Here is a 22,349-nt window from a genome sequence, read left to right on the forward strand (position 1 = left end):
GACGCGGTCCGCATGTCGCCCCCGACGCCCCGAACCCGGCGGACCCGCGGCGCATCGATCGTATACGGGCCGCCGCCCGGACGCGTCGCGGTCGCCGCCCCCGACCGCGACGCGCGGGCTCACACGCCGATCGTCACCGGCAGCAGGGCGGCGAGCGCGTCGGCGGCGGCGGGCCGTGCCTCGACCAGTGCGGCGACCGCACCGCCCGGGACCGCGGAGGGTTCGCGCCGGCCGCCCTCGAGGCCGAGCAGCGCGGCGTAGGCGTCGGCGCCGACCGGATGGGCGGCCAGCAGGTCGGCCACCGGACCGCCCGGGGTCGCGGCCGCGGCGGGCGGTGCGCCCGCGGGCGCGGTGCGCTCCCAGGGCGGGACGAACGCTGCCATGCCCGCCAGGTCGGACGGGAAGGTACGCCCGGCTTCGCGGACCAGCGACGGGATCAGCTCGCCCGCCTGCCCCCGCAACGTGGTGATCAAGGTGGGCAGCCACGGCAGCAGCACCGGGTCGGGCAGTCGCGCGAACGCCTTCGACAGCAGTTCGACCACGAAGCTCTTGATCACCGGCACCGGGTCGATGGCCTGTACGAACCCGCTCAGATACTGCGGGAAGGCGGGGACCACCAGCGGATTGGCGAGCATCTCGTCACAGCGCAGCCGCAATTCGCCGAGCGTGAGCAGACCCAACTGCATGCGGGTGGCCCACAGCAGCGCCACTTTCGCGGGGGCCTCCGGATGGGATTGGCGCACCGCGAGTTCCAGTTGGGTGTGGTCGCAGCCCAGCGACAGCGCCAGGTTCTCCATGCCGAACAGGAACCCGAGCATCGCCGCGACCGGCCGCACCCCGGTCTGCTCGTCGGTGAACGCGGTGGGCAGCAGGGTGCAGTAGTGCGCGTACCCGGCGGTGACGAACCGGCCGCACCACGAAGGCAACCCGGCCTCGGTGGAGCGGAAGTAGTTCAGCAGCGACCGTATCCGCCGCAGCACCTCGGGTGCGCCGTCCACCGTGCGCTCGGCGGCCAGCAATTCGACCGCGCGGGCGCCCAGTTCGTCGGCCAGACGCGCCGAGCCCAGGTAGACCAGCGCGTCCTGCACGCCCGCCAATGCCGTCGCGGCGGTGGCGTCCGGTTCGTTGACCGAGGCGCGCAGGCGCTGCTCGAGCACCTGTTCGACGGTGACGCCCTCGTATCCCAGTTGCACCAGGTCGCGCTGGTACTTGCCGAGCGCGACGTCCCAGCTCTCCTGGATGGACCGTTCCCCCAGACCGCGCGAGCCCATCACCGGCCGCACCGCGCCCGCGGGCAGCAGCCTGCGCAACATCCACAGCAGATCCGAGCCCGGCCGCAACGCGGGGTCGGCGTCCAGGTCGAGCAGGCAGCGTTTGACGGTGCGCCCGCTCGGATCGATGCCCAGCGGGGCGAGTCGGTCGTAGACGTCCTGGGCCAGCGGCGGCAGCGCCGCGTAGCCGACCCGGCCCACCCGGTCGCCGCCGAGCAGGATCTCGCACAGCCGCCGCACGTCGCGCCGCCCCGGCACGTGATCCTTCTCGATGCAGGTGACCGCCGCGTCCTGGAAGTCGTAGGGCGTCGGGCGAGCCCGGTTGCGCATGCCCGCCAACAGGATCGAGGTCTCGTAGACGGCGATGGCGTCAGCGGTGCCGGCCAGGTAGCCGTTGCGCCGCGCCAAGCGCACGATGTCGACCGACCAGTCCAGCAGTTCGGCCTCGTCCACCGCGTCGAGCCGCGGCGGACTCGACAGGAACCCGGTGAGCTGATCGGCGACCGTCGGCGTCGGGGCGGCCACGGCCTTCGTCGGCTTCGCGGTCGGCTTCTTCGCCGACAGCGCGAACGGCTTGACCCGCCCGCGCCGCAGCCCCTTGGTCCAGGTGGCCGCCGCGATCGAGACCGACCCCGCCGCCAGACCGAACTGTTCCTCGATCGCCGAATGACTCGACGGGATCAAGCCGTACTGCCATTTCGTGGCCGAGCGCGGGCCGATCTCGAACGGAGCCCGCGAATCCAGGCCGAACTGCTCGACCCGGCCGGCCGCGTGACTCGCGCCGCAGATGTAGAGGCAGGTCGCCGGATCGGCCCCGGAGGCGGCCAGGTGTTCGCGCATCCGGGTCCACATGTAGCGCTCCCGGTCCTCGTCCACGGTGAGGTCGGTGCGCCGCAGTCTGCGGAACAGACTGCCGATCAACACCATGACCTGCCGGTAGGTGTCGTAGTCGGCGCCGGCGAGCGGCTGTTCGACGTACTGGTCCCACCACTCCGACCAGTGCCGCACCTTGCCGTGGTGCAGCAGATGCTCCTCGAGTTCGGCGAAATGCGGTCGCAGATCACCGATCTCCAGCCCGATCGCGTCACCGTGCAGGGCGTCCTCGGCCGGGGCGTCGGCGTCCTGCTCGGCCGCGTCGCGCGCCTCGCGCGGCGACCACTGGAACACGTGATCGGTGCTGCGGTCGACCAGCACCAACTCCACCCCCGGCGTGCTCAACGCGTAGGAGATGGCCTGGTATTCGGCCGACGCCTCGGTGATCGGCGCGATCACCGACAGCGGCGCCCACGCCGCCGGAAAGCCGTCCGGCTCACCGGCCCACGCCTGCAACGCGACCGGGAGCGTGCAGTTGCGCAACTCCTCCAGGATCGGGCGCATGTCCTCGCACAGTTCCAGATAGAGCACCTTCGGCTGCTTCTCGTGCAACCTGCGCACCATCGCCAGCCCCGAGGCGGGGGAGTGGTGACAGACCGGGAAGATCTCCAGGCGTTCGTTCAAGGCCCGATCGACGTCGTCGACGATGCCGGTGAGGATCTCACCGAGCACGCCCGGCCCGGCCGCGAACCGCTGCGCGGCCGTGCTCAACTGCTCGCGCAGCGGGGCGAAGGCGGTCACGAAAGCCTCGCCAGGGCATCGCGGCCGCCCTCGAGGAACGGCTCCCACTCCCCGCCCGCCTGCTTGCTGCGCGGCTCGACCACCCCGTGCCAGAACTTGTTCAGGATCGCCAGATCCTCCGGCGCGCGCCGCGCCAGCGACCCCACCAGCGAACCGGCCAGCGTCTCCGCGCGCAGCGTGGCGTCGCCGAAGAACCGCGAATGCAGGATCGCGTCCTCGAGCACGCCGATCTGCTCGGCCGTGGACAGCGCCGATTCCAGCTTCTCGTCGTCGCTGCCCGCGGCGGCCGCCGCCGAACGCAGATCGGCGAAGCTCTCCAGCAGGATGTCGAGCAGCGTCGGCGGCAGTTCCAGATCGATCCGGTGCCTGCGCAGCAGTTCGGTGGTGCGGAAGCGCACGATCTCGGCCTCGCTGCGCTTGTTGGTGACGACCGGGATGCGCACGAAGTTGAAACGGCGCTTCAACGCCGAGGACAGATCGTTGACGCCGCGGTCACGGCTGTTGGCGGTGGCGATGATCGAGAAGCCCGGTTTCGCGAACACCACGTTGTCGGCGTCGAGTTCGGGGATCGAGACGTACTTCTCGGACAGGATGGAGATCAGCGCGTCCTGCACGTCGCTGGTCGAGCGGGTCAACTCCTCGAACCGGCCGATGACGCCCTGTTCCATCGCGGTCATGATCGGGGAGGGGATCATCGACTCGCGCGACTGTCCCTTGGCGATGACCATCGAGATGTTCCACGAGTACTTGATGTGGTCCTCGGTGGTGCCCGCGGTGCCCTGCACCACCAGGGTGGAGTTGCGCGAGATCGCCGCCGAGAGCAGTTCGGCCAACCAACTCTTGCCGGTGCCGGGATCGCCGATCAGCAGCAGGCCGCGGTCCGAGGCCAGCGTGACGATCGCGCGTTCGACGAAACTGCGGTCGCCGAACCACTTCTGGTCGACGGTGCGATCCAGGCCGTCGGCGCGTTCGGACCCGAGGATGAACAGGCGCACCATCTTCGGGCTCAGCCGCCACGCGAACGGCTTGGGGCCGTCGTCGATGGATTCCAGCCAGTCCAGTTCCTCGGCGTATTTGGTTTCGGCGGGGGCGCGCAGCGTGGTTTCGGTCATGATCGGCGTCTCCTAGTCGAGGAAGTTCTTGAGTTCGTGGACGAGTTTCTGGATGCGGCCCGACAGCACGGGAGTGCCCATGGTCTTGAACCGTTCGCGGAACCAGGGGTTGACGCTCTGATGGCCGGAACTGTTCACCGAGCCGACGGGAATGAACTTCACCCCGTTGCGGTGCAATGCCTGCATGCTCTCGAACAGGGGTTGGCACTCCCATTCGTAGAAGTCCGAGATCCACACGACCACGGTGTTGTTCGGGTCGGTGACCTTCGGCTGGGTCAGCGCCATGGCCACCCGGCCGTTGGTGCCGCCGCCGAGTTGGGTGCGCAGCAGCACCTCGAACGGGTCGTGCACCCACGGGGTCAGGTCGAGGGCGTCGGTGTCGTAGGCGACCAGGTGCACGTCGACCTTCGGCAGCCCGGCGAAGATCGAGGCCAGGATGGTGCAGTTGACCATCGCGTCGACCATCGACCCGGACTGGTCGACCACCACGATCATCTTCGCGGGCACCGTGCGGGTGGCGGTCTGCCGGTAGAACAACCGGTCCACGTAGAGGCGTTCGTCCTCGGGATTCCAGTTGGTCAGGTTCTTCCAGATCGTGCGGTCCACGTCCAGATTGCGCAGGATGCGCTTGGGCGGCACCGAACGGTCGATCGTGCCCGCGCTCGCCTGGCGCACCTGGGTGCGCAGCACCTCGGCCACCTGGTCGACGAACCGGCGGATCAGCGCCTTGGCGTTGGCCAGCGCCACACCGGACAGATTCGACTTGTCGCGCAGCAACTGTTCGATCAGCGACATGCTCGGGGTGAGCGCGCTCGCCAAGCGCGGATCGGCCAGCACCTCGCGCAACCGCATCCGCGCGACCAACTCGCCCTCGAGATCGGCCAGCGCGGCGCGCAGGTCGTCGTCACCGAGCAGACCGCGCATCCGGGCGGCGTCACTCTGCCAGTTCGCCAACTGGGTCGCGCTGACGTCGCCCGATCCGGTCGCGAACACGTTGAGCAGCAGCTTCGTGAACAGCGCCGCGTTGCGGACCTCCTCCGCGCCTACGCCCGCGTCGAAATCGGCCGCGCCTACGCCCGCGTCGAAATCGGCCGCGCCGAGGCCCGCGTCGAAATGGGCCGCGTCGGGATCGGCCGTGTCGGGATCGGCCGTGTCGGGATCGCCCGTGTCGGGATCGGCCGCGTCGGGATCGGCCGCGTCGAAAACGGCTGCGTCGGAGTCGGACTCGGCCGTGAGCGCCGTGTGGGGCCCGGCCAGGTCGCCCGTTGCGGCCGGATCGGAGTCGCCGGGATCGGAGTCGCATGGGTCGGACTCGGGCTCAGCGGGATCGAGCGCGGACGCGCCGCCGGGAGCCGACGCCCGCTCGGCGGCCGCTTCCAGACCGGCGCGCAGCGCACCGAGTTCGTCCTCGAGGTCCGGGAAACGCTGGACGACGGTGTCGACCGAGACGCTCGGATCGAGCAGGGCCGCGGGCAGTCCGAGATCCTCGACGACGGCCATGCTGCCGGATTCGAGGGCGGCCTGCGGTTCGTTGTCGAAGACGCGGGCCAGCAGCCGCCAGTACAGGATCTGCCGACGCGTCTCGTGCGCGTCGGGTTCGTGGGCAGTGGTCATTTCCGCAGCAGCCGTCCCGCTCGTTCGCGCAGCACGGCCACCGAATCCCCGGATTTGGCCAGTGCTTTGGCGATCTTGGCGTCGGTGGGCCCGTGCGCCCAGTCGCCGGTGTGCGCGGCGAGCGTCTTGTTCTTGACCGTGTACCGTACCGCCAGCGGACGCACCGACCAGCCCGCCGCGCCCCAGTGCGCGAGGCCGAGCATGGCCGTGGACTTGCCGATCAGGTCGGGGGTGAGCGGACCGCAGCCGGGCAGCAGATCCACCTCGACGCGCACCGCGTGGCCGTCCAGCTCGAGCGCGCCGTCGCCGACGCGATAGCCTTCCAGCAGAACGGGTTCGGCGAGCAGGACCGGGTCGCGGTCCAGCGGTGCGGCGGCGGGCGCGAGCGCGTCGGGCAGGCGGACCCGGGCGACGGTGAACGGGTCGGCCTGCTCGCCGACCTCGGCGGATTCGTCGCCCCACAGCAGGTCGCCCGCCGCGGTGAGCGGCAGATCGGTGACGGTCAGGACCCGGTGCTCGGCCAGCGCGCGCAACAGGCGGGGGTGCTCGCCGAACAGATTCCAGATCGCCGGGCCGACGATGGTGTCGACCTTGGCCGCCCCGACGGTGACCCGCACCCGGCGGGTCGTCTCGCCGGATTCGAGCAGCGCGTGCGCCTGCACCTGGACCGCCGTGCCGTGCTCGTGCACGTCGACGCCCAGGACGAACAGCCGACCGGACACCGTCTCGGGCTCCGCGGCTTCCTCGCCGCGCCAGGTCAGCAGCAGCGCCCTGGTCCACAGGTCGGCCCAGCGGCGCGCGGGCGCCGCGGGCATCGCGGCGATCGGGACACAGGCGTGCAGTTCGGCGGCGAACCCGTCGACCAGCGCCGCGAGCCTGCGCGATCCCGGTTCGGCCCACAGCGATTCGATGATCCGATCGGCCGCGGCCACCAGGTCGTGATCGACCCCGTGCCACCCGGTGATGGCGATCTCCTGGAGCCAGGCGCGGCATCCCGCCATCGGATTGCTCGTCGCGGGCGCGGGGGCCGCGCCCGCCCATTCCGCCCGACCGCGACCCAGCGTGTCGTCGAACCTGTCGAGCAGGGCGTCGTGGACCGCGCCCAGAACAGCGGCGCGCGCCCCGGCCAGTGCGCTCAACTCCTCGGGACCGATCGACCCCGCGCCGAGCTTGGCCACGGCTGCCGCCGCGGCGGGGCCGAGTGGCGACCCGGCCACCGCGCCCGCCAGCGCCGAGAGCGCGGCCAGGCCCGGTTCGCCGGCGCGGGCGAACCCGTCGACCAGCGCGGCGTCGAATCCCGCGATCAGATCCAGCGCCGCGGGGACGGCCTCCGGTGTCTCGGCCAGTGCGGCCAGATGTGTGGGAAGCATCAGCGCCGCACCCCCGCGGCCGGGAACCACCGTAGTTCGGGGACCGGGGCGACCGCGCCCGGGAGCTCCAGGTAGGTCAGATGCCGCAGGAAGCGGCTGAACACCTCGGGCGCGGTGGCGGGGGCCTTCGTGCCGTGCAGCATGTAGTGCAGATGCCCGTGCTCGGGGATCTCCACGTTCAGGAAACGCGCGATCCGCTCGATCCCGTATTGCACCGCCGCCTCGTCGAGCAACGCCTCGAGATGTTTGCACGGGAACGCGTCGCGCAGACCGCCGCACGGGCGATTGTTGTTGGTGCTGCAACTGAGTCCGTGATCGGGCGTCGAAATCGACGAGACATATACCCGAGCGATATCCGATCCGCTCGAGACCACACCCTGCAACCGGCCGTCGGCCATTTCGACGAACGGTACTTTCGCGAGTTTGCGCGGCGCGACCTCGGGCAGTACGCGCACCACCGACGCCCGCTCCCATTCATTCCCCACGGAGTTCATCGGCTCCCTTCCCGTTCCTCATCACGACGATCAACCTACGCGGGCCCACCGACAAGTCCGGTCCGCCCCTGCCGCAGCTCACCGAGGCTGTGCGGCCTTGCCGGACAGCGTCTTTCGGAGACCCGGCACATGTCGGCGGGTACTGATACGCTCTGCACGGTGTTCGTGCAGTACTACTTCGCACTGGGCGAATCCGATGCCGCCGCGATGCATCGGGTCCGGGAAACGGTGCGTTTCTTCCTGGGTTGCCGGGAAGTGAACTCCGCGGAATCGGAACGCGGATTCTCCCTCGTTCCGGGACATCCGGTCCGGGAACGGGCACTCGCGGAATTGCTGGCCGAGGCGGTGCGCCTGCGCGACCGGCCGACCGGGGTTCCCGACCGTCATCTGATCACGCCCATGCTCGGATTCGATTTCGTCCGCGCCTGGAACGGCGGCGGCGCCGCGAGTTGTCCGCGCTGCCGTTCCCCGCTGGCCGACGGGTACGAGCGGAACTGGATCTACGGCCCCGAACCCTTCGCGGCGTGCGCGCAGTGCGAGTTCACCGGCCTGCTCGGTGACTGGGATCTGACCGGCGCGCCGTTCGCCAAGACCAATTGCGGTGTCGCGCTGCTGGATTGGCCCGATCTGCCCGCCGACGCCGAGGCCGTGCACCGGCGCGCGCTGACCCTGATCGGACGGCGTCCCCGCTACCTGTACGGAAAGCTGTAGTGGCGCGTCGGAGCGCCGCGCGTCCACCCGCGTGATATCGAGGACCGATGACGCGATCTCGCTACGACGCGGTGGTGGTCGGCGGCGGCCACAACGGCCTGGTCGCCGCGGCCTATCTGGCCCGGGCCGGGAAATCGGTGCTGGTCCTGGAACGGTCGGCGACCCTGGGCGGCGCGGCGGTCTCGGCTCCGCTGTTCCCCGGCGTGGACGCGCGACTCTCGCGCTACTCCTACCTGGTGAGTCTGCTGCCGCGCCGCATCGTCGCCGACCTGGGCCTGCGTTTCACCACGCGCACGCGCCGCATCTCCTCCTACACCCCGGTCGGTGACACCGGCCTGCTGGTCGACTCGCATTCCGGGACGCGCACCCGTGACAGTTTCGTCCGCCTGACCGGTTCCGCGCGCGACTACGACGCCTGGACGGAGTTCTACGCGGCCACCGGTCGGATGGCCGCGCGGGTCTTTCCGAGTCTGATCGAACCGCTGCCGACCCGCGCCGAACTGCGGGCCCGCGTCGCCGATCCGGCGCTGTGGGAGGCGGTGTTCGAGCGTCCCCTGGGCGAGACCGTCGAGGAGCGTTTCGCCGACGACACCGTGCGCGGCGTGGTGCTGACCGACGCGCTGATCGGCACCTTCACCCACGCCCACGATCCGTCGCTGCGGCAGAACCGCTGCTTCCTCTATCACGTCATCGGCGGCGGAACCGGGGACTGGGATGTGCCGGTCGGCGGCATGGGGGCGCTCACCGACGCGCTGGCCGAGGCGGCGCGCTCGGCGGGCGCGCACATCGTCACCGACTGCGAGGTGACAGGCATCGAGACCGACGGCGTCACCGCCGAGGTACGCCACGCCCGCGGCGTCGACCACGCCGCACACGTGCTGGTCAACGCCGCGCCCTACCATCTGGCACGCCTGCTCGGCGATCCGCCGCCGCCGAAACCCGAAGGCGCGCAACTCAAGATCAACATGGTGCTCGACCGTCTGCCCCGACTGCGCGACCTGCGCGTGGACCCCGCCGACGCCTTCGCGGGCACCTTCCACATCGCCGAGTCCTACGAACAACTCGACCGCGCCTACCGCGAGGCGGCGGCGGGGCGGGTGCCCACCGCGCCGCCCTCGGAGATCTACTGCCACACGCTGACCGATCCCACGATCCTGTCGGCCGGCGCGGCCGAACTCGGCATGCACACCCTGACCTTGTTCGGGCTGCACACGCCCGCCGGACTGTTCGCCGACGATCCGGACCGGCGCAAGGCCGAGGCGGTCGCGGCGACGCTGGCCCAACTCGACGCCGTGCTGGCCGAACCGATCGCGGACTGTCTGGCCCGCGACGCCGCGGGCGCGCCGTGTCTGGAGGCCCGCACCCCCGACGAACTGGAACGGGAAGTGGGCTTGCCCGGCGGGCACATCTTCCACCGCGACCTGGCTTTTCCGTTCCGCACCGAGGACACCGACGCGCTCGGCGACCCCGACGACCCGGCCGTGCGGTGGGGTGTGGCCACCGGGCATCGCACGATCCTGCTGTGCGGGGCGGGCGCGGTGCGCGGCGGCGGGGTCAGCGGGATTCCCGGACACAACGCGGCGATGGCGGTCCTGGAATCCTGACCGAGCGGTGTGCGCACGGAATCTCCACAATCGCACCCCGCCGCCCGCACATTCGGCTCCTAGGGTTGCCGCTATGGACACGGTGCGACTCGATCACCGCGACGGGGGCGGATTCGCCCGGTGGCGGGAGGAATTCACGGCGCGGGCGGCGGCGCGCGCGGCGGCCGGCGACCCGGACTGGGCGCGCGGCGCGCGACTCGAACCGGCGGTGGTCCGCAGCATCCAGCGCTTCCAGGTCGGCGAGGACGGCGACGGCGCGCACCTGATCGCCGCCGCCGACCGCGCGGGCGACCCCGACTACGCCGCCGCCGTGCGATTGTTCGTCGCCGAGGAGAACAACCACGCCCGACTGCTCGGCCGCCTGCTGGCCACCGCGGGCGCGGACACCGTCGCCGCGCACTGGAGCGACACCGTCTTCGTGCGATTGCGTCGCCTGCTCGGTCTGCGCGCCGAACTCATGACGCTGATGGTCGCGGAAGTGGTCGCGCTGCACTACTACCGGTTGCTGGCCGAGGGCTGCGCCGATCCGCTGGCCGCGCGGGTGGCGGCGCTGATCCTCGACGACGAGCGGCGGCACGTGCCGTTCCACTGCCAACGCCTGCGGTCGGCCTTCGCCGACACCGGCCGGGCCGCGCGGTGGGCCGCGGTGGCGGTGTGGTGGACCGTACTCGCGGGCGCGGCCGTGCTGGTCTCGGTCGATCACGGACCGGCGCTGCGTCATCTGGGGTGTCGCCGAAGGGATTTCGCGCTGGAGGTCCTGCGGCTGTTCGCGGCGGTGACGCCCTACGCGCTGCCCGCGGCTCAGCGCGGCGGGAAACGCAGGACGCGATCGTCGCCCGCACGGACCTCGCCGCGCCCGTCGGTGTTGGACGTGGTCACCTACAGCGACCCGTCCGGGGCGACGGCAACGGTCCGCAGGCGTCCGTAGGCTCCGTCCAGCAGCGCGGTGGGTGCGCCGAAACCGTCCCCGGACCGCGGCGCGGACCACAGTCGCTCCCCGCGCAGGGCCGCGACGTAGAGGGTGTCCCCGGCGATCGCGATCCCGGACGGCGACGCCTGCGCCGTCGGCCAGGTCAGCAGTGGATCGGTGAATCCGCGATCGGACCCGCCGCCGCCTTCCACCTCCGGCCAGCCGTAGTTCACCCCTGCGGTGACGCGATTGACCTCGTCGAGCCGGTTCTGGCCGAACTCGGCGGCGAACAGCGCACCGGAGGCGTCCCAGGCCAGGCCCTGCACGTTGCGGTGGCCGAGGGAATAGACCGGGGAGCCGGGGGTGGGATTGCCCGGTGCGGGCGCGCCGTCGGGCGTCAGGCGCAGGATCTTGCCGTTCGGCGAGGCCGGGTCCTGCGAGGACGCGGTCCGCGCGGCGTCGCCGGTGCCGACGTAGAGCAGTCCGTCGGGACCGAAGGCGATCCGTCCGCCGTTGTGGTTGCTCGCCTTGGCGATGCCCTCGAACACCGGTTGCGGCGGCCCGTCGAGCCGGAACCGCACGATCCGGTTGTCGCGGTCGGTGGTGAGGTAGGCGTAGACGTAGCCGTCGCGCGCGTGGTCGGGGGAGACCGCGAGCCCGAGCAGGCCGCCCTCGCCGCGCGCGGCCACCTCCGGCACCGTGTAGACCGGTTCCGGCGCACGGCCCTCGGCGACCCGCAGCACCCGCCCCGAATCCCGTTCGGCGACAAGAGCCGTCCCGTCGGGCAGGAACGCCAGACCCCACGGCACGTTCAGATCGCGCGCGATCTCCACGGGCGCGCCGAAACCGGGGACGCCGGGAGCGGGGGCGAGTGCGGTCGTGGTGGTATCGGCGGTGCTGTCGTCGTCCGAACAGGCGACCGCGCCGACGGTCAGTGCCGCCGCCGCGCACAGCGCGGCCGTGCGTCGCAGGTACCTCATTCTCGGCCCTCTTGGTGGCTCACGAACTCTTGCGCAGGGTCCCGTCGATGCTACCGCCGAAGAATCCGGGGGTGGTGTAGGTGAGGGTGCCGTCGGAAGCCAGGCTGATCGTGGACTCCTGGCCGTCGTCGGCGCAGTCGACGCCGGTGCTGTTGGCTTTGTCCAGCTTCGCCCGCAGAACGATCGTGGTGGCGTCGGCCGAGGTCAGCGTCTCGATCCGGGCGCAGCGGGATTTGGTCAGCTTGCCGGTGTTGGCGGAGACCGCCACCTCGTCGCCGACCACGCCGCCGTGGATGGTCACCTCGATGTCGAAGCCGACCAGTCCGTCGTTGGCGGAGCCGCGCCAGGTGCCCAGGAACCCGTCCGGGACCGCGTCCGTCGAGGGGGACTCGGAGGTCTCCTCGGTGGTCTCGGTCGGGGTCTCGGTCTCGGAGAACGCCTCGTAGGTGGTCTCGGCGCCCGCGGCGTTGTCGGAAGGGTTGCCGCGCAACTGGTTTCCCACCAGGAACGCGCCGGCGGCCACGGCGATCGCCGTCACCAGGAGCGCGGCGACCAGCGCGATCCTGGTTCGGTTGTTCGACGGCGGTGAAGACTGCGGCGCGGCCGGCGCCGCGACGCCGCCGGGCGGGGTCTGCCAGTCGGTGCGCTGGGTGGTGGCCGGGTGCTGCCCCGGCGCGGGATGTCCGGCGCTCGCCACCCAGGTCGGCGTCGAGGCCGGATAGCGCGGAGTCGAGGTGTGCCCCGAAGGCGGGGGTGTGTGGGCGGAGGCCGGACCGGGCGCGGGGGTGTGCAGTTCCGGCGGCACCTGGTGCGTACCGGAGTCCAGGTCGAGCAACTGGATGACTCGGCGGCCCACCTCGTGCAGCACCGGGTTCGGCAACCAGTCCCCGCCCTCGGGAACGCCGAGGCGGCCGAGTTCGTCGAGCAGTTGTCGCGGGGTGGGGCGCGCGTTCGGGTCCTTGTGCAAGCAGGCCGCGATCAGCGGGCGCAACCGCTCCGGGACCGCCTCGAGGCGCGGTTCCTCGTAGACCACCCGCCACAGCATCTGCACGGTGTCGCCGGTTCCGAACGGCCCGTGGCCGGTGGCCGCGAACACCAGCACCCCGCCCAGGGCGAAGATGTCGCTGGCCGGGACGACCGGTTCGCCGGTGACCTGCTCCGGGCACATGAATCCCGGCGAGCCGATCACCTTGCCGGTGGTGGTCAGCGCGGTGTCCTCGACGGCGCGGGCGATGCCGAAATCGATCACCTTCGGGCCGTCGAGGGCGAGCAGCACGTTCGACGGCTTGAGGTCGCGGTGCACCACGCCCGCGCCGTGGATCGCCGCCATCGCCTCGGCCAGGCCGCGCGCCAGCACCAGGATCGCGTCCTCGGTGAAGGTCCCGAACCGCTCCACGGCCTCGGCCAACGAGAATCCCGCGACGTACCCGGTGGCCAGCCACGGCGGATTCGCGTCGACGTCGGCGTCCAGGACCGGGGCGGTGAACGCGCCGCCGACCCGGCGCGCGGCCGTCACCTCGCGGCGGAACCGCATCCGGAAATCGCCGCTGTCGATGAGATCCGGGCGGATCACCTTCACCGCGACGGTGCGCCCGCCCGCGTTGCGGCCCAGATACACCCGGCCCATCCCGCCCGCGCCGAGGACGCCGAGCAACTGGTAGTCACCGATCCGTCGCGGATCGTCCATGCCGAGCGGTTGCATCGCGAACTTCGTCCCTTCGAATGATTTCGAACATCCGAAAGGCTACCCACCCGGATTTCGTCGACCCAGTCCTATTGTGCGGTCACAGCTGTGTCCGCACCTGCGCTGCGACGAGTTCCAGGTGCGCCAGATCGTCCAGATCGAGTATCTGCAGGTAGATCCGTCGCGCGCCGATCTCGGCGTAGCGCCCGATCTTGTCGACCACCTCCGCGGGCGAGCCGGCGAGCCCGTTGGCCTTCAGCTCGTCCACCTCGCGGCCGATCGCCGCGGCCCGGCGCGCGACCTCGGCGTCGGTGCGGCCGACGCAGGCCACCAGGGCGTTGGAGTAGACCAGATCCTCCGGCGCGCGCCCGCGCTCCACGGCCGCGGCCCGGACCCGGTCGAACTGCCGCGCCGAATCCTCGAGCGAGGCGAACGGCATGTTGAATTCGGCGGCGTAGCGCGCGGCCAGGCGCGGGGTGCGGGTGGTGCCGTGGCCGCCGATCACCACCGGCACCGGGTCCTGCGCCGGTTTGGGCAGGGCGGGGGAGTCGGTGAGGCGGTAGTGCGCGCCGTCGTGGGAGAAGGTCTCGCCCGGCCTGGTCGCCCACAGGCCGGTGATCACCGCGAGTTGTTCCTCGAGGCGGGCGAACCGGTTGTCGGGGAAGGGGATGCCGTAGGCGGCGTGCTCCTCGGCGAACCAGCCGGTGCCGAGACCGAATTCGACACGGCCGCCGGACATCTGGTCGACCTGGGCGACCTGGATGGCCAGCGGGCCCGGCAGGCGGAAGGTCGCGGCGGTCACCAGGGTGCCCAGGCGGATGGTGGAGGTCTCCCGGGCCAGCCCGGCCAGGGTGATCCAGGCGTCGGTGGGGCCGGGCAGTCCGTCCGCGCCGCCCATGGCCAGATAGTGATCGGAGCGGAAGAAGGCGCCGTAGCCCAGGTCCTCCGCGGTCTTGGCGACCCGCGCCAGCGTGTCGTAATCTGCGCCCTGCTGCGGTTCGGTGAAGATGCGCAATTCCATGCGATCCATCGTGCCCGATCCAACTCACCGGCGCGGGGCCGGGTGCGCGCCTCCCGAAGTGAGCGGACCGACGGTGGCGCCGGAGCTTGACCTGTCGGGCCGGTCCGCGATCCGATGCTCGGCGTCGCGGTCGAGCAGAAGACGAATCCTCCTTGATAGCAGCGACTTTCGTGCGGGTTTGCGACCGACGGCGTCGGAGCGGTGTTCCGATGACGGTCCCCCGTAGGCTGCGGGCTTGTGTGGCGACTGTCGTGGGTGGCGCGGGTGTGGGCGGTGTGGGTGCTGACCCGGGTGGTGATGGTGGTCTTCACCGGCGTCACGGCGCTGCCGCACAGCGTGTGGGACGCCTCGGCCGCCGATCTGGGCCTCTACCACCAGTGGGCGGATCTGTTGGTGAACCGGCAGGTGTTTCCGTCGACCGACGAACGCTGGCAGTATCCGCCCGGCGCGGGCGGACTGATCGCCCTGCCGTGGCTGCTCGGCGACGGTCACGCCTACTCGTGGTGGTTCTTCGCCCTGGTCGCGGCGGCCGACGCGGGCGCGTTGGTCCTGCTGCTGCGCGCCGCCGCGCGCGACCGGTCGATCGCGGCGCGCACCGGGCCGTGGGTGTGGGTGCTCGGGGTGGCGTTGCTGGGGCGGGTCTGTTACGGCCGGTTCGACCTGATCGTCGCCGCGCTCGCCGTCGCGGCCCTGGTGTGGGCCGCGCGCAGGCCGATCGCGACCGGTGTCGTGGTGGCGACGGGTGTGCTGCTGAAGCTGTGGCCCGCCGTGGTGCTGCTCGGACTGCGCGGGCGGTCGCTGTGGGTGACGAGCGCGGCCGCCGTCCTCGCGGGCGCGGTGGCCTCGGCGGCCGTAACGGCGCTCGCGCCGGGCGGATGGTCGTTCCTGCGGTTCCAGTCCGAACGCGGCGTGCAGATCGAATCCCTCGCCGCCACACCGCTGTTGATCGCCCGACTGTTCGGCGCCGACTACACGATCGCGCACCGCTACGGCGCGGAGGAAGTGCTGGGTCCGGGCGTGGCCGCCCTCGCCGGGGCCTGCGTCGTGGCGACCGTGCTACTCGGGGCGGGCCTGGTGTTCCTGTGGTGGCGGATCCGGCCCGCCGCACCGGATCTGGTGCTCGTCGCGGTCCTGGTGGCCCTGGCGACCAGTCGCGTGCTCAGCCCGCAGTACGTGGTGTGGGCGGTGGCGGTGGCGGCGGTGTGCGCGCTGGACCCGCGCTCGGCGCAACGGCCGCTGCTACCGGTCATCCTGCTCGTCGCCTTCGCCAGTCAGGTGGAGTTCCCGTTCGTTTACGACCGCGTCGCCACCGGAAGCCTGCCCGGCGTCCTCGTGCTGACGGTCCGCAACGCGCTGCTGCTCGGCGCGACGGCGTGGTCGGTGCTCCTACTGTGGCGCGGACGTTCGAATTCGGCCGTCCCGAACACGGATCACCACGATGACGAATCGAGTCCCGGAGCCTCCCCGCGGATACCGGCGTTGTTCGCGAAGCGGTCCAGCGCCCGTGGACACACCTCGGCCGACCACCGCGACCGCGAGCCGGTCCGCGATGCCGGCCCCGGGACGCCCGCTCGCGCCGGACGACTGCCCGCGCTTGCCGAACCCACTGCCCGGCCCGCTCGATGACGGGCCCGCAGACCCCGCTCGTGGTGGTCATGGGCGTGAGCGGCACGGGAAAGACCACCCTCGGTACCCGGCTGGCACGGGCGCTGGGTGTCGAGTTCGCCGAGGGCGACGACCTGCATCCCCGCGAGAACATCGAGAAGATGTCGGCGGGGCTGGCGCTGACCGACGCCGACCGCGCGCCGTGGCTCGACCGTGTCGCTGCTTGGTTGGCCGATCGGGGCGATTCCGGCGGTGTCGTCAGTTGTTCGGCGCTCAAACGCGCCTACCGCGACCGCCTGCGCGTCGCCGCTCCCACCGTCTTCTTCGCCCACCCGGTCGCCGACCGGGCCGAATTGCGCCGCCGAGTGCGCAGCCGTCGCGATCACTTCATGCCCGCCGCCCTGCTGGATTCGCAACTGGCCGATCTCGAACCGCTGACCGCCGACGAGTCCGGGTGGACCGTCGATGCGACCGCCGACCCGGACCTGCTGGTCGAGCAGGTTCGCGCGGCGCTGCGCCCGGGCGCCGAATAATTCGATTGCCCGACGTCGCCGCCCGCTGCTACCTTTCCGGGGACCGTGCGAGACAACGAGGAGGTGGTACCCGTGAACGCAGTATCGACGTGGGTGCTCCCCTCCGGGGTCACGGTCGGGCGATAGGTCGTCCGGGAGCGCCACCAGCACTCCCGAAAGCAGACACGACCATGCATTTCACTTCCGACACGCGCCTCGACGACGACCTCCGCGAGCGCGCCTTCACCCTCGGCGACATCCCCGGCCTGCTGTGGACCGCCCCTTCCCCCGCCGCGCAGGCCCCGCTGATCCTGCTCGGCCATCCGCCCCTCGGGTTGGCGAAGATGTACCCGCGCCTGCTGGAGCGGGCCCGGCAGATCGTGGCGCAGGGGTACGCCGCCGCCACCGTCGAACTCCCCGGCAGCGGTGACCGGCCCCGGATAGCCGAGGTCGATCAGGCCCGCGCCGACCTCCAGCGTGCCTTGCGGGAGGGCGAGCCGGTCACCGACGACATCGTGGACCGGCTCGTTCTTCCGCTGGTCGAGCAGTCGACGGTGGAATGGCGGCTGGCCATCGACGCCCTGCTCGCGGTGCCGGGAATCGGCGGACCGGTCGGGTACTCCGGCGGGGTGATTTCGATCGGCGTCCGATTGGCGCGGGTCGAACCGCGCGTGCGCGCCGCCGTCCTGTTCGCCGGCAGTTTCGTCCCGCGCGCCATTCTCGCGGAGGCCCGCGAGGTCACCGTTCCGCTGCACGTGCTGTTGCAGTGGGACGACGAGGGGAACGACCGCGCGGCGGCCCTGGCGTTGTTCGACGCCTTCGGTTCCCGCGAGAAGACCTTGCACGCCAATATGGGCGGGCACACCGGCGTTCCGGCGTTCGCGGGGGAGGAGGGGGGCCGGTTCCTCGCCCGCCACCTGAAGTGAGGCGGGCGGGCCGAATCGGCCGTTGACGACCCACGCAGCGAGCGCAGGCGCACGCCCGGCAGGATCTCGCGGGCCTCGACCGCGGTGACGGTGACGGTGACGGCGGTGTAGCCGGGCTGGGTCAGGATCTGGGGATGCATGCCGTCCACGATGGCAAGCGCGCGAACACCCGCGACAGTGTCGAGGCTGTCGCGCCGGGGTACTTTCCTGCCATGCATCGCGTGGTGGCCCTGGTGCGGCCCGTGCAGTCGACCGGCCCGACTCGCCCAGCACATGGTGACCCGCCCGCACCGGTCGGGCGGTCAGGCGCAGTACGTTCCGGTCGCCTCGTCGCCGGACCCGCTGGACGCTCTGTCGGACTGGGCGGACGCGCACCTGGGCGAACGGCTCTCGGTGGCGGATCTCGCGGCGCGCGTGGGGTTTTCGCCGCGCACGTTGGCCCGTCGGTTCGCGGAACGGTTCGGCGAGAGTCCGGGCGCGTGGCTGCTCGCGCGCCGGGTCGCCGCCGCGCGGACCCTGCTGGAGGAGACGGACCTGCCGGTGGAGGCCGTCGCCCACCGCGTCGGACTGGTCTCGGCGGTCGACCTGCGCCGCCGTTTCCGCGATCGGGTGGGCGTCACGCCCGGCGCGTACCGGCGGTTGTTCCGGTGACGGTGCTCAGCCGCGCAGTCCGGCGGGCAGCGGGCAGGAACCGCCCGAGACGACCGGGATGCAGACTCCCGTTGCGTCCGACAGCAGCAGGCCGCCGCCGACCAGCAGGCAGGCCAGTGCGATCGCGCCGAAGAACAGCACCCACAGCAGGCCGGGGACGTGGGTCAGGCGCGCGAGTTGATCGGCGTCGGAGTCGACGTTCTGCGGGGTGTTGCGCAGTTTGCGGGCGCGGCCGCGCTGGAGTTCGATGACCGGGCGCGCGCCCGCGAGCAGCAGGAACCACGCGCCGAGGAACGCGAAACCGGCCTGCACCCGGTCGGTCCCGAACCAGGACACCGCGAACACCAGCGCGCCCAGGCCGACGACGGTGCACACGCCGTAGACGTTGCGCACCTTGATCAGGACCGCCGCCAGCAGCGCGATCGCGACCCACAGCATGAGGGTGATGCGCTCGGCGGCCAGCAGCGCCGCGAACCCGAGGCCCAGCAGCGGCGGCGCGGGATAGCCCGCCATCGCCGTCAGGATCATGCCGATCCCGTAGGGTTTTCCGCTGGACACCGTCAACCCGGAGGTGTCCGAGTGCAGGGTGATGCTGTTCAGTCGACGTCCGGTGAGCAGCGCGAACAGCGCGTGCCCGCCCTCGTGGGCGATCGTCACCACGTTGCGGGTCAGTCGCCACAGCGGGCGGTAGGCCACCAGGATCAGCGCCGCCACCCCGGTCGCGACCACCAGCCACCACGGCGGCGCGGCCTGGGTCGTCGTGAGCCGATCGGCGATGGAGGCGCCGCGGTCGATCAGTTCCACTCTGTCCACCCGCCGCACCCTATCCGTCCGCTCGCGCGCCCGCTCGGGCGTCGGAACCAGGATGGCGACAGATTCGCCCGCGCGCGGACTTTCGCGTGGTTCAGAGGGTGACGACGCGCCCGCTCTCGGCCGAGCGCCGCGCCGCGTCGAGGACCCGCGCGGTGTGCACGGCCTCGCGCGGATCGACGGGAACCGGTGCGCCGTCGAGGATCGCCGCCGCCACACCCGCGTAGAAGGCGGGATAGTCGCCGGGTGACGTGGGGTGCGGGGTCGGGTCGGGGTCCGCCCCGAGCACGCCCCAGTGTTCGGAATCGACCGCGCCCCATCCGGTTTCGCCGGGAACGCGACCGTCCCGCAGCGCCTGTTCCTGCGGATCGAGTCCGCGGACCTGGTAGCCCGCTTCCGAGCCGAGCACCCGGAAGCGCGGTCCGAGCATGGGAGTCACCGCGCCCGCCCACAGGTGCGAGCGGACGCCGTCGCGGTGGGTCAGGGCCAGGAACACGTCGTCGTCGGTGCGCACCTCCGCGCGGCGGCGTGCGAGTTCGCAGTACACCGAGGCGACCGGACCGAACAGCGCCAGCGCTTGGTCCACCAGGTGCGGACCCAGATCGAGCAGGACACCCGCCCCCTGCTCGGCCGCCCCGACCTCGCGCCAACTGCCCTTGGACACCGGCCGCCACCGCTCGAAACGGGACTCGAAGCGCCGCACCTCGCCCAATCGACCCTGTGCGATCAGGGCGCGCACGGTCAGGAAATCGCCGTCCCAGCGCCGGTTCTGGAACACCGTCAGCGGTACCCGCGCGGCCTCGGCCGCGGCCACCAGGATTTCGGCGTCGGCGCCGGTCAGCGCGAACGGCTTGTCCACCACGGTCGCGACGCCCGCCTCGAGCGCGCGCAGCGCCAACGGGACGTGGGTGTCGTTGGGCGAGGCGACCACGATCAGGTCGAGTCCGGCGGGGTCGGCGAACAGCGCGTCCGCGTCGGGCACGATCCGCACTCCCGGATACGCGGCCCTCGCGCGCTCGGCCCGTTCCGCCGAACCGGTCACCACGGCGGCCACCCGCATCCGCGGTTGCGCGTCGATCAACGGGGCGTGGAACACCGCCCCCGCGAGTCCGAATCCGATGATGCCGACCTCGACGCAGCTCATGCCCCGACGCTACCGCCACGGCGGGGCGCGGCTCAGCGGGACCGGTCGGGATGGAAGGTCGCGCGGGGGCCGGATGCGGGAGACGGCGGCCGCCCTGTCCTACCTCGAACGGACGTGAGCGGTCGTCCCGAAGCGGCGGATCAGGTGGGGGCGGCGGCGGATTCGGCGGTCTGGAGGTCGGACTTCCATTGGCGGAAGCCCTCTTCGGTGCGGCCGCGACGCCAGTAGCCGGAGATCGAGTTCGCCCATTCGGCGGGGACCTCGCGCTCGCGGCGGATGTAGCGGCGCAGGTCGTGCATGACCGCGGCGGCCTCGCCGTGGATGAACACCTGGACCTGACCGGGGAGCCACGGGGCCGCGCGGACGGTTTCGGCGAGCACCTCGCCCGGGACGCGGTCGCCGCGGTGCAGCCAGGTCAGGGCGATGCCCTCGGGGTGATCCAGCGGAATCTCGTCGTCGGGACCGGCGACCTCGACGAAGGCGTATCCGACGGCTTCGCGCGGCATGGCCTCGAGCGCGGCGGCGATCGCGGGCAGCGCGGCCTCGTCGCCGGCGAGCAGATGCCAGTCGGCGTCGGTGCGGGGCGAGTAGGCGCCGCCGGGGCCGTAGGCGTCGATGGTGTCGCCCGGTCGCGTGGCCGCGGCCCATGGTCCGCCGATGCCCTCGGTGCCGTGGAAGACGAAATCGGCGGTGATCGCGCCGGCCACCGGGTCGATCGAACGGACCGTGTAGGTGCGCAGCACCTCGACGCCGTCGCGCTCGAAGATGAACTTCACGTACGAATCGGTGTGCTCGCTCGGCCGGAAGGCCGCGAAACCGGGGCCGCCGAGATGGACGCGGATCAGATGGGGTGTGAGCCATTCGGTGCGCTGCACGGTGAAGGTGGTGCGGGGTCGCGCCAAGGGAACCTCCGGAAGCTGGAATTAGGTATGCCTCACCAACCGTACTCGCTCCCCGCGATTCGATTCAGCGTGACGCTTACCGCAGACGCCGCCGCGCCGACCCGCGACCTCCAGGTCTGGCGCGTGGTGGCGGTCCGCGATCCCGAGCGCAGAGCGCGACTGGCCGCGGTCGCGGGCCACCAGGCCCACATCGAGCAGGCGCCGTTGCTGCTGGTCTGGACCGCCGCGCACGTCGCCGACTACGAGACCACGATCGCGGGCTTCTACGCCGAACAGCGCCTGGCCCACTCCTGGCGCGAACGCGTGCTGGACCGCCTGGCCTCCGCCGCGAGCCTCGAGGGCCGCCACCGGTTGCGCGAATCGCTGCGCAACCAGGGCTTCGAGCTGCGCAGACGCTCAGGCCGTCACCTTCTCCGCGACCAACTCGAACGAGCGCACCCGGTCCTCGACGTCGTAGACCAGGGTGTTGATCATGAGTTCGTCGGCGCGGGTGCGTTCGAGCAGTGCGCCGAGTTGGGCGCGCACGGTCTCCGGCGAACCCAGCGCCTGCCCCTCGCGCCGGGACAGGATGAACTGCCGCTCACGGTCGGAGAGCGGGTATTTCGCCGCTTGCTCCGGGCTGGGCAGCGCGTGCGGGCGTCCGGTCGCCAGGTGCAGGAAGGCCAGATCGCGCGGCAGCGCCAACTCCTCGGCGCGTTCGTCGGTGTCGGCGCACACCACCGCCACCGCCACCATCGCGTAGGGCTTGTCCAGATACTCCGAGGGACGGAAGTTCTCGCGGTAGAGCGCGAGCGCGGGATCGGTGTTGGCCGAGGAGAAGTGGTGGGCGAAGGCGAAGGGCAGGCCCAGCAGGCCGGCGACCTGGGCGCTGAACCCGCTGGAGCCGAGCAGCCAGACCTCCGGGCGTTCGCCGCGTCCGGGCGTCGCGGTGATCCCCGCCGGGTCCGCGCCCTGGAAGTAGCGCAGCAGCGCCGTCAGTTCCTGCGGGAAGGAGTCGGCGTTGAGGCCCTCCTTGGTGCGTCGCAGCGCCAGCGCGGTGGCCTGATCGGTGCCGGGCGCACGCCCGATCCCCAGATCCACCCGGCCCGGGTGCAGCGCGGTGAGGGTGCCGAACTGTTCGGCCACCACCAGCGGGGCGTGATTGGGCAGCATCACCCCGCCCGAACCGACCCGGATCGAGGAGGTGGCCGCCGCCAGATGCGCCAACAGCACGCTCGGGGCCGAACTGGCGATCCCCGGCATGTTGTGGTGTTCGGCCACCCAGAAGCGCTGATAACCCAGCGCTTCGGTGCGCACCGCCGTCTCGGTGGTGGCCGCGAGGGCCTCCCCGGCGGTGTGGCCCTCCTCGACGGGCGCGAGATCCAGAACTGACAGCGGGACATCGAACACAGCGGCTCCTGGGTCGGATCGACGT

At 71.7% G+C, this 22,349-nt stretch carries 17 protein-coding genes and 2 pseudogenes; 7 read left to right on the plus strand and 12 right to left on the minus strand.

The features are described 5' to 3' along the window. Positions 1 to 119: 119 nt before the first annotated feature. The 5 genes from ON30_RS11665 to ON30_RS11685 are packed head-to-tail and all read right to left on the minus strand — an operon-like array spanning position 120 to position 7,475. On the minus strand, positions 120 to 2,885 hold the full coding sequence (locus tag ON30_RS11665; RefSeq protein WP_040706538.1) for a DUF5682 family protein: 2,766 nt from the start codon (positions 2,883 to 2,885) through the stop codon (positions 120 to 122). Further along, positions 2,882 to 3,997, minus strand: coding sequence for an ATP-binding protein (locus ON30_RS11670; RefSeq protein ID WP_040706540.1), 1,116 nt, complete (start codon positions 3,995 to 3,997; stop codon positions 2,882 to 2,884). Before ON30_RS11670 ends, ON30_RS11665 begins: the two co-directional genes overlap by 4 nt. A 12-nt stretch (positions 3,998 to 4,009) precedes the next feature. Next, a complete protein-coding gene (locus tag ON30_RS40985) occupies positions 4,010 to 5,611 on the minus strand; it encodes a vWA domain-containing protein (RefSeq protein WP_040706542.1) in 1,602 nt (533 codons plus the stop codon). Then, complete coding sequence (locus tag ON30_RS11680; protein WP_040706582.1) at positions 5,608 to 6,981, minus strand: hypothetical protein; 1,374 nt, start codon at positions 6,979 to 6,981, stop codon at positions 5,608 to 5,610. Before ON30_RS11680 ends, ON30_RS40985 begins: the two co-directional genes overlap by 4 nt. Next, positions 6,981 to 7,475, minus strand: coding sequence for a hypothetical protein (locus ON30_RS11685; RefSeq protein WP_040706544.1), 495 nt, complete (start codon positions 7,473 to 7,475; stop codon positions 6,981 to 6,983). The genes ON30_RS11680 and ON30_RS11685 overlap by 1 nt, the downstream gene beginning before the upstream one ends. Before the next feature lie 159 nt (positions 7,476 to 7,634). Here ON30_RS11685 and ON30_RS11690 point away from each other — a divergent pair, with 159 nt between their 5' ends. Both ON30_RS11690 and ON30_RS11695 read left to right on the plus strand, forming a co-directional pair. Further along, a complete protein-coding gene (locus ON30_RS11690; protein ID WP_040706546.1) occupies positions 7,635 to 8,186 on the plus strand; it encodes a hypothetical protein in 552 nt (183 codons plus the stop codon). A 47-nt stretch (positions 8,187 to 8,233) separates the two neighbouring features. Then, a complete protein-coding gene (locus ON30_RS11695) occupies positions 8,234 to 9,790 on the plus strand; it encodes a phytoene desaturase family protein (protein WP_040706548.1) in 1,557 nt (518 codons plus the stop codon). An 801-nt stretch (positions 9,791 to 10,591) separates the two neighbouring features. On the opposite strand, the pseudogene ON30_RS11705 reads toward ON30_RS11695, so the two are convergent. The 3 genes and pseudogenes from ON30_RS11705 to ON30_RS11715 all read right to left on the minus strand — a co-directional run bounded on the left by ON30_RS11705 (position 10,592) and on the right by ON30_RS11715 (position 14,385). Then, positions 10,592 to 11,680, minus strand: a pseudogene (locus tag ON30_RS11705) (PQQ-dependent sugar dehydrogenase). A gap of 19 nt (positions 11,681 to 11,699) precedes the next feature. Continuing rightward, positions 11,700 to 13,382: a serine/threonine-protein kinase gene (locus tag ON30_RS11710; RefSeq protein ID WP_040706550.1), complete on the minus strand. Its 1,683-nt coding sequence runs from the start codon at positions 13,380 to 13,382 to the stop codon at positions 11,700 to 11,702. A gap of 82 nt (positions 13,383 to 13,464) precedes the next feature. Further along, positions 13,465 to 14,385, minus strand: a complete 921-nt coding sequence (locus ON30_RS11715; protein WP_040706584.1) for an LLM class F420-dependent oxidoreductase — start codon at positions 14,383 to 14,385, stop codon at positions 13,465 to 13,467. A gap of 237 nt (positions 14,386 to 14,622) precedes the next feature. Between ON30_RS11715 and ON30_RS11720 the strand changes: the two genes are divergently transcribed. From ON30_RS11720 to ON30_RS11735, 4 genes are all read left to right on the plus strand, one after another. Then, a complete protein-coding gene (locus tag ON30_RS11720) occupies positions 14,623 to 16,011 on the plus strand; it encodes a glycosyltransferase 87 family protein (protein WP_051029203.1) in 1,389 nt (462 codons plus the stop codon). Next, the gene (locus ON30_RS11725) at positions 16,008 to 16,523 is read left to right on the plus strand and encodes a gluconokinase (protein WP_040706552.1); all 516 of its coding nucleotides are present in this window, start codon (positions 16,008 to 16,010) and stop codon (positions 16,521 to 16,523) included. Before ON30_RS11720 ends, ON30_RS11725 begins: the two co-directional genes overlap by 4 nt. 170 nt (positions 16,524 to 16,693) lie before the next feature. Next, the gene (locus tag ON30_RS11730; RefSeq protein ID WP_040706555.1) at positions 16,694 to 17,428 is read left to right on the plus strand and encodes a dienelactone hydrolase family protein; all 735 of its coding nucleotides are present in this window, start codon (positions 16,694 to 16,696) and stop codon (positions 17,426 to 17,428) included. A 273-nt stretch (positions 17,429 to 17,701) separates the two neighbouring features. Next, positions 17,702 to 18,079: a helix-turn-helix domain-containing protein gene (locus ON30_RS11735; RefSeq protein WP_051029204.1), complete on the plus strand. Its 378-nt coding sequence runs from the start codon at positions 17,702 to 17,704 to the stop codon at positions 18,077 to 18,079. 6 nt (positions 18,080 to 18,085) lie between these two features. Here ON30_RS11735 and ON30_RS11740 read toward each other — a convergent pair whose 3' ends face one another. The 3 genes from ON30_RS11740 to ON30_RS11750 all read right to left on the minus strand — a co-directional run bounded on the left by ON30_RS11740 (position 18,086) and on the right by ON30_RS11750 (position 20,935). Continuing rightward, positions 18,086 to 18,892: a M50 family metallopeptidase gene (locus ON30_RS11740; RefSeq protein ID WP_063719864.1), complete on the minus strand. Its 807-nt coding sequence runs from the start codon at positions 18,890 to 18,892 to the stop codon at positions 18,086 to 18,088. Positions 18,893 to 18,983: 91 nt separating this feature from the next. Further along, positions 18,984 to 20,033, minus strand: a complete 1,050-nt coding sequence (locus tag ON30_RS11745) for a Gfo/Idh/MocA family oxidoreductase (RefSeq protein WP_040706557.1) — start codon at positions 20,031 to 20,033, stop codon at positions 18,984 to 18,986. A gap of 140 nt (positions 20,034 to 20,173) precedes the next feature. Continuing rightward, on the minus strand, positions 20,174 to 20,935 hold the full coding sequence (locus tag ON30_RS11750) for a siderophore-interacting protein (RefSeq protein WP_040706559.1): 762 nt from the start codon (positions 20,933 to 20,935) through the stop codon (positions 20,174 to 20,176). A 27-nt stretch (positions 20,936 to 20,962) separates the two neighbouring features. Between ON30_RS11750 and ON30_RS42620 the strand changes: the two are divergent. Next, positions 20,963 to 21,313: pseudogene (locus ON30_RS42620) on the plus strand (hypothetical protein); the annotation flags it as partial. An 18-nt stretch (positions 21,314 to 21,331) separates the two neighbouring features. Here ON30_RS42620 and ON30_RS11760 read toward each other — a convergent pair. Further along, positions 21,332 to 22,324: an LLM class flavin-dependent oxidoreductase gene (locus tag ON30_RS11760; RefSeq protein ID WP_040706563.1), complete on the minus strand. Its 993-nt coding sequence runs from the start codon at positions 22,322 to 22,324 to the stop codon at positions 21,332 to 21,334. Between the last annotated feature and the right edge of the window lie 25 nt (positions 22,325 to 22,349).

This window comes from Nocardia takedensis NBRC 100417 (genome assembly GCF_000308695.1).
GTDB lineage: Bacteria > Actinomycetota > Actinomycetes > Mycobacteriales > Mycobacteriaceae > Nocardia > Nocardia takedensis.